We start from the raw sequence: 7274 nt of genomic DNA, 5'->3' as shown, positions 1-7274 counted from the left end.
CTATTTCCATGACTTATTTACACATTCTACTCATGTCTTTTTTGTTGTTTGGGTGTGTTGGCGCGGGGGTGTCGGGGGGGGGGGGGGTTGTGGGGGGGGGGGGGGGCCCCCCCCCCCCCCCCCCCGTCAAGGGGTGCTTAGTAGCACTCCTTGACACCCTTGGACAGCGACATCTTCAGACCGCTGAGCTTGAAGGTTCCGGCCGTGGTCGCCCACGCCGTCTGCTTCACACCGGTCAGCGTGGCCGAGTCGGCCTGCTGCGCGAATCCGTTGGGGTTCGCGGTGTCGCCCTTCTTGATGCCGGGACCCTTGTTGGCGTCCTTGGCCGCCACACCGATGTCGATGCCGCGGAACGTCGCGTCGGCCTCGAGTTCCTCGACGTCGATGTAGAGGTTCTTGGCCTCGACCGGCTTGTCACCGCCGCCGGCCTTCAGCATGAGGCTGACGGAGCCGATCAACGGGATGTCCGGGGTGACCACGGACTGGCACATGTTCGTGATCGACGCGGACTTGAACGCCGAGACCGCGACGGGGTGAGCCGTCTTCTCGCCCTTCAGCGTGTAGCCCGAGTCGATCGCCCCGTACTGGGAGAATCCCGTGCCGTCGAGCCGGTCCGCCGTCACCTTGAACGACTGGCCGGAAACGCTGAACGACGCGGCGAGAGCGCCCTGCGCGAGCGCGACGCCTATCGCAGCCGTGGCGGCAACGCTGGGCACCATGACCACAGCGAACCGCTTCCATCTGGTCCCGCCACGCACCTGGGACTCCATATTTCCTCCTTCTCGGACGTACATCTCCTGGCCTCGGCCGGCCGCCGGTTCGGCGGCTCGGTCTGGCAGGGATGGGAGAAGTGCTACGTCCTCGGGAAGGAGAGCGCCCGAACTCGGCGGCGCGTACGACGCGCCCGAATCACCGGCGATCACCCCCGAGCGACAACCACTGGTCGCGCCTGACACGCATCACGCACAACCCTGCTGGACAGGCTTCGCCGGGTGAGCGAAGACCCCCCTGCCCAAAGGCCGGCTCCACTGCCGCCGGCCCTGCTCGGTGGGGACCCAGGAACCCCCGCGACCCGACTGGCTTTCGGGGTACGGGAATGGACCGAGCGTCGCCGATCGTGGTGCATTCTCGCCGCCGACACAAGGGGGTTCGTTACTCACTAGTAACGGCCGGATAACCGCGGGACGACGCACCGGGCCCGAACGGCGACGCTGGGTGTGCCATAGGGGCCGAACAAAACTATTGATCGATGGACAGAGTCCGACAGATCGACGCCGCTGACTTACTGGCAGTAACAGCGGCCGCGATTACCAAGTTTTGGTAAAGCGCGGCCGCAATGACGCCTCGTCGGCAGCTCCTTCACACCGGCAACACCCCGGTGGACACCTCTAGAACAGGGCGCGAGCCAGTGCCCTGCGAGCCGCGGTGACCCGCGGATCGTCGGCACCGACCACCTCGAACAGCTCCAGCAGTCGCAGCCGTACGGCGTTGCGGTCGTCGCCGGCCGTGACGCGCACCGCGTCGACGAGACGGCCGAAGGCGTCCTCCACGTGACCGCCCACCAGATCCAGGTCGGCGGCGGCGATCTGCACCTGCGCGTCGCCCGGCTTGTCGGCCGCCTCCTGGCGGACCTTCTGCGGGTCGGCGTTCTGCACCCGCTGGAGCAACTCGGCCTGGGCGAGACCCAGTTTGGCCTCCGTGTTGCCCGGGTCCTCGGCCAGCACGTTCCTGTACGACTGGACGGCACCGCCCAGGTCGCCCGCGTCCAGCGCCTGCACGGCGGCCTCGAGTGCCGCGTCGTGCGGTCCGGCCGGACGCTCCGGGGCGGCGGGCTGCGCGGCACCCGGCTCGGCCTCCGGGTCGACGACGAGACCGGTCAGGCCGAAGCGCTCCTCGGCGACCTGCACCAACTGGTCCAGGGTCTGGCGGATCTGCGCCTCGCCCGCGGCGCCCTGGAAGAGCGGCAGCGCCTGCCCGGCCACGACCGCGAACACGGCCGGGATGCCCTGGACGCCGAACTGCTGCATCAGCATCTGGTTGGCGTCGACATCGATCTTGGCGAGGAGGAAACGCCCGCCGTACTCGACGGCGAGCCGTTCGAGGACCGGGCTGAGCTGCTTGCAGGGCTCGCACCACTCGGCCCAGAAGTCGATGACGACCGGGACCTCGGTGGACCGCTGCAGGACCTCGCTCTCGAAGCCGGCCTCGTCGACGTCGATGACGAGGTCGGCCGGTGAGACCGCCCCCGTCCCGCCGTGTTGGGCGGCGTCGGCGCGGGCCTGCTCCGCCTTCGTCTTGGCCTCCTGGGCCGCCTTCACCGCGGCGAGGTCGACGACCCCGCTCATGGACATGTTCCGTGGCTGCATGGGCCTATCCTCCCCCGTACCGCGCGCGCGTGTGAAAAGCGGGTCGAAAAGCCCGCCCGGACGTGTGCTGTTCGGCGCCGGGTCCCCACCCATCGCCCGTGGTCGTCGCTGGGGCACGGGCGGACCCGTGCTTTCGCTACGAGTCGTAGCGTAATGCCAGGATGGGCCGCCGGGACACCCCACCCCCGTGATCTCCCTCACGGCCACACGGAACCCGCCGGTTGTGGTCGGGGATTTATGGTCGGGGAATGCAGAGCAGCACCCACGCCGGCCGTGCCGGGCGCCCGCGCAGTGCCGCGGCGGACACCGCGATCCTGGCCGCGACGCGGGCGGCCCTGGTCGACCTCGGCTGGTCGAAGCTCACCCTGGGAGACGTCGCCACGCGGGCCGGGGTTGCCAAGACGACGCTCTACCGCCGCTGGGCGGGCAAGAACGAGCTGGTCGTGGACGCGGTGGCGGAGCTCTTCGACGAGCTCCGGCTCCCGGACCGCGGCTCCCTGGCCGCCGACATCGAGGGCGTGGTGCTCCAGTTCGCGGCGATCCTGGCCCGTCCGGAGGCCAAGAGCGGCCTGATGGCGGTGGTCGCCGAGTCGACCCGCGACGACGCGCTGCGCGAGCGCATCCGCACGTCGATCGTGGAGCGGCAGAAGCGCCTGGTCCTGGAGGGCAGGGCGCGGGCCCAGGCCCGGGGCGAGCTGCCCCCCGAGACCGACCCGGCCGAGGCCGCCCGCACCGCGGACCTCATCTTCGACGTGGTCGCGGGCGCGGTGGTCCACCGCACCCTGGTCAGCGCGGAACCGGCGGACGGAGACTGGGTACGGGGCTTCACACAGCTACTCCTGTGGGGCCTGACCGCCCACCACCCCGAGCCGCCGACCGGCTGACCTTCCAGCCGCCCGAGCCTGGGCGGCCGGTAATCTTCCAACCGCCCGAGTCCGGAAGACACTCGACCCTCCAACCCACCGAGTCCGAGCGGCGGGCCACCTCCAACCCACCGAGCCCGGGCGGCGGGCCACCTTCCAGCCCACCGAGTCGGGTGGTGGGTGCGCATAGGCCGGGGGTCCAGGGGGCGGAGCCCCCTGGTACGGCCACCGCGACGCCGCCCACCCCGCACCCGGCGTCATCCACAGCCCCCGACGCAGCCGCCCGCAGCGACGTACGCTGGACACCCCCGGCCCCACCCGCGCCGGGCTACTCGTGTTGCCCCACCCCAGGACGGAAAGCGCCCCTCCATGAGCCTGCACGGTCTGCTCGACGCCGTCGTCAAGGACACCGCCCTCGCGGAAGCGATCTCGGCGGCCGCAGACGGCAACCGCATGCACGTCGACCTGGTCGGCCCACCCGCGGCCCGCCCCTTCGCCATCGCCGCCCTGGCCCGCGAGACGTCCCGTCCCGTCCTGGCGGTGACGGCGACCGGACGCGAGGCGGAAGACCTGGCCGCGGCCCTGCGCTCCCTCCTGCCCCCAGAGGGCATTGTCGAGTACCCCTCCTGGGAGACCCTCCCGCACGAGCGCCTCAGCCCGCGCAGCGACACCGTCGGCCGCCGCCTGGCCGTCCTGCGGCGCCTGGCCCACCCCCGCCCCGACGACCCGGAGACCGGCCCGGTCTCCGTCGTCGTCGCGCCCGTCCGCTCCGTGCTCCAGCCCCAGGTCAAGGGCCTCGGCGACCTGGAGCCGGTGGCCCTGCGCACCGGACAGGCCGCCGACCTGAACGAGATCGTCGAAGCCCTCGCGGCAGCCGCGTACGCGCGCGTGGAGCTGGTGGAGAAGCGCGGCGAGTTCGCCGTGCGCGGCGGCATCCTGGACGTCTTCCCGCCGACCGAGGAGCACCCCCTCCGCGTCGAGTTCTGGGGCGACGACGTCGAGGAGGTCCGCTACTTCAAGGTCGCCGACCAGCGCTCCCTGGAGGTCGCCGAACACGGCCTGTGGGCGCCGCCCTGCCGCGAGCTGTTGCTGACGCCGGACGTGCGCCAGCGGGCCGCCGCCCTCGCCGAAGCCCATCCCGAGCTGGGCGAACTGCTCGGCAAGATCGCCGAGGGCATCGCGGTCGAGGGCATGGAGTCCCTGGCCCCCGTCCTCGTCGACGACATGGAACTGCTGCTGGACGTGCTGCCCAAGGGCTCCATGGCCCTGGTCTGCGACCCGGAGCGGGTGCGGACCCGTGCCGCCGACCTGGTGGCGACGAGCCAGGAGTTCCTCCAGGCGTCCTGGGCGGCCACCGCGGGCGGCGGCGAGGCGCCCATCGACGTCGACGCGGCCTCCCTGTGGTCCATCGCCGACGTCCGGGAGCGGGCCCGCGAGCTGGACATGATGTGGTGGTCGGTGTCGCCGTTCGCCGCCGACGACGCGTTCGAGGAGGCCGACACCCTCAAGCTCGGCATGCACGCCCCCGAGACCTACCGCGGCGACACCGCCAAGGCGCTGGCCGACACCAAGGGCTGGCTCGCCGACGGCTGGCGCGCGGTCTACGTCACCGAGGGCCACGGCCCGGCCGCCCGCACCGTCGAGGTCCTCGGCGGCGAGGGCATCGCGGCCCGGCTGACTGTGTCCAATGGGAAAACGGGCGACCTGGGCACCCTCAGCCCCTCCGTCGTGCACGTCTCCTGCGGCTCGATCGAGCACGGCTTCGTCGACCGGACCCTCAGGCTCGCCGTCCTCACCGAGACCGACCTGACCGGCCAGAAGGCCGCGGGCCGCGAGGGCGCCCGGATGCCCGCCCGGCGCCGCAAGACCATCGACCCGCTCACCCTGGAGACGGGCGACTACATCGTCCACGAGCAGCACGGCGTGGGCCGCTACATCGAGATGGTGCAGCGCACCGTGCAGGGCGCCACCCGCGAGTACCTGGTCGTGGAGTACGCCCCCGCCAAGCGCGGCCAGCCCGGCGACCGCCTCTACATCCCCACCGACCAGCTGGAGCAGATCACCAAGTACGTCGGCGGCGAGGCCCCCACCCTGCACCGCCTGGGCGGCGCCGACTGGACCAAGACCAAGGCCCGCGCGAAGAAGGCGGTCAAGGAGATCGCCGCCGACCTGATCAAGCTCTACAGCGCGCGGATGGCCGCGCCGGGACACGCCTTCGGCGCGGACACCCCCTGGCAGCGCGAGCTGGAGGACGCCTTCCCCTACGCCGAGACCCCGGACCAGCTCACCACCATCGCCGAGGTCAAGGACGACATGGAGAAGACGGTCCCCATGGACCGCCTGATCTGCGGCGACGTCGGCTACGGCAAGACCGAGATCGCGGTCCGCGCCGCCTTCAAAGCGGTCCAGGACGGCAAGCAGGTCGCCGTACTCGTACCGACGACCCTGCTGGTCCAGCAGCACTTCGGGACGTTCGGCGAGCGGTACGCCCAGTTCCCGGTGAACGTGAAGGCGCTGTCCCGCTTCCAGACCGACACCGAGTCGAAGGCGACCCTGGAGGGCCTGCGCGAGGGCGCGGTGGACATCGTCATCGGCACCCACCGGCTGTTCTCCTCCGAGACCAAGTTCAAGGACCTGGGCCTGGTCATCGTCGACGAGGAGCAGCGCTTCGGCGTCGAGCACAAGGAGCAGCTGAAGAAGCTCCGCGCCAACGTCGACGTGCTGACCATGTCCGCCACCCCCATCCCGCGCACCCTGGAGATGGCGGTCACCGGCATCCGCGAGATGTCCACGATCACCACCCCGCCGGAGGAGCGCCACCCGGTGCTGACCTTCGTCGGCCCCTACGAGCAGAAGCAGATCGGCGCCGCCATCCGCCGCGAGCTGCTGCGCGAGGGCCAGGTCTTCTACATCCACAACCGCGTCGAGTCCATCGACCGCGCGGCGGCCCGGCTGCGCGAGATCGTCCCCGAGGCGCGCATCGCCACCGCCCACGGCCAGATGTCCGAGCAGTCCCTGGAGCAGGTCGTCGTCGACTTCTGGGAGAAGAAGTTCGACGTGCTCGTCTCCACGACCATCGTCGAGTCCGGCATCGACATCTCCAACGCCAACACCCTCATCGTCGAGCGCGGCGACAACTTCGGCCTCAGCCAGCTCCACCAGCTGCGCGGCCGGGTCGGCCGAGGCCGCGAGCGCGGTTACGCGTACTTCCTCTACCCGCCGGAGAAGCCGCTGACGGAGACGGCGCACGAGCGCCTGGCGACCATCGCCCAGCACACCGAGATGGGCGCGGGCATGTACGTGGCGATGAAGGACCTGGAGATCCGCGGCGCGGGCAATCTGCTCGGCGGCGAGCAGTCCGGTCACATCGCCGGCGTCGGCTTCGACCTGTACGTGCGGATGGTCGGCGAGGCGGTCGCCGACTACCGGGCCTCCCTGGAGGGCGGTGTGGAGGAGGAGCCGCCGCTCGAGGTCAAGATCGAGCTGCCGGTCGACGCGCACGTCCCGCACGACTACGCGCCCGGCGAGCGGCTGCGGCTCCAGGCGTACCGGTCCATCGCCTCCGCCAACAGCGAGGAGGACATCAAGGCCGTACGCGAGGAGCTCGTCGACCGCTACGGCAAGCTGCCGGAGCCGGTGGAGAACCTACTGCTGGTCGCGGGCCTGCGGATGCTCGCGCGGGCGTGCGCCGTCGGCGAGATCGTGCTCCAGGGCAACAACATCCGCTTCGCGCCGGTGGAGTTGCGCGAGTCCCAGGAGCTGAGGCTGAAGCGGCTCTACCCCGGCAGCGTCATCAAGGCGGGCACCCGCCAGGTCCTCGTACCGCGCCCGAAGACCGCGAAGGTCGGCGGCAAGCCGCTGCTCGGGCGGGAACTGCTCGGCTGGGTGGGGGAGTTCCTGACCTCGATCCTGGGGTCGTAGCGAAAGCCCGTCCTCCTGAGGCCGGAAGCCGGTCCTCCTGAGGCCGGAAGCCGGTCCTCCTGAGGTCAACGTCGAAGACAGAAAGACAAGCCACCTCTCACCAGAGCACACGCCGACTACGGTA

General features: G+C 70.9%; 4 protein-coding genes. 2 read left to right on the top strand and 2 right to left on the bottom strand.

The features are described from left to right. Positions 1–137 precede the first annotated feature (137 nt). Together ACFWR9_RS12930 and ACFWR9_RS12925 are read right to left on the bottom strand one after the other, a co-directional pair. On the bottom strand, positions 138–770 hold the full coding sequence (locus tag ACFWR9_RS12930; RefSeq protein ID WP_383839958.1) for a DUF6230 family protein: 633 nt from the start codon (positions 768–770) through the stop codon (positions 138–140). A 618-nt stretch (positions 771–1388) separates the two neighbouring features. Further along, complete coding sequence (locus ACFWR9_RS12925; RefSeq protein ID WP_383839955.1) at positions 1389–2366, bottom strand: tetratricopeptide repeat protein; 978 nt, start codon at positions 2364–2366, stop codon at positions 1389–1391. A gap of 248 nt (positions 2367–2614) precedes the next feature. On the opposite strand from ACFWR9_RS12925, the gene ACFWR9_RS12920 reads away from it, so the two are divergent. Beyond that, a complete protein-coding gene (locus tag ACFWR9_RS12920; RefSeq protein ID WP_383839952.1) occupies positions 2615–3250 on the top strand; it encodes a TetR/AcrR family transcriptional regulator in 636 nt (211 codons plus the stop codon). A gap of 348 nt (positions 3251–3598) precedes the next feature. Beyond that, the gene (mfd, locus tag ACFWR9_RS12915) at positions 3599–7150 is read left to right on the top strand and encodes a transcription-repair coupling factor (RefSeq protein ID WP_383839949.1); all 3552 of its coding nucleotides are present in this window, start codon (positions 3599–3601) and stop codon (positions 7148–7150) included. Positions 7151–7274 lie beyond the last annotated feature (124 nt).

It is taken from the genome of Streptomyces sp. NPDC058534 (genome assembly GCF_042717365.1).
Lineage (GTDB): Bacteria > Actinomycetota > Actinomycetes > Streptomycetales > Streptomycetaceae > Streptomyces.
This window is presented reverse-complemented; position numbering and strand designations above follow the sequence as displayed.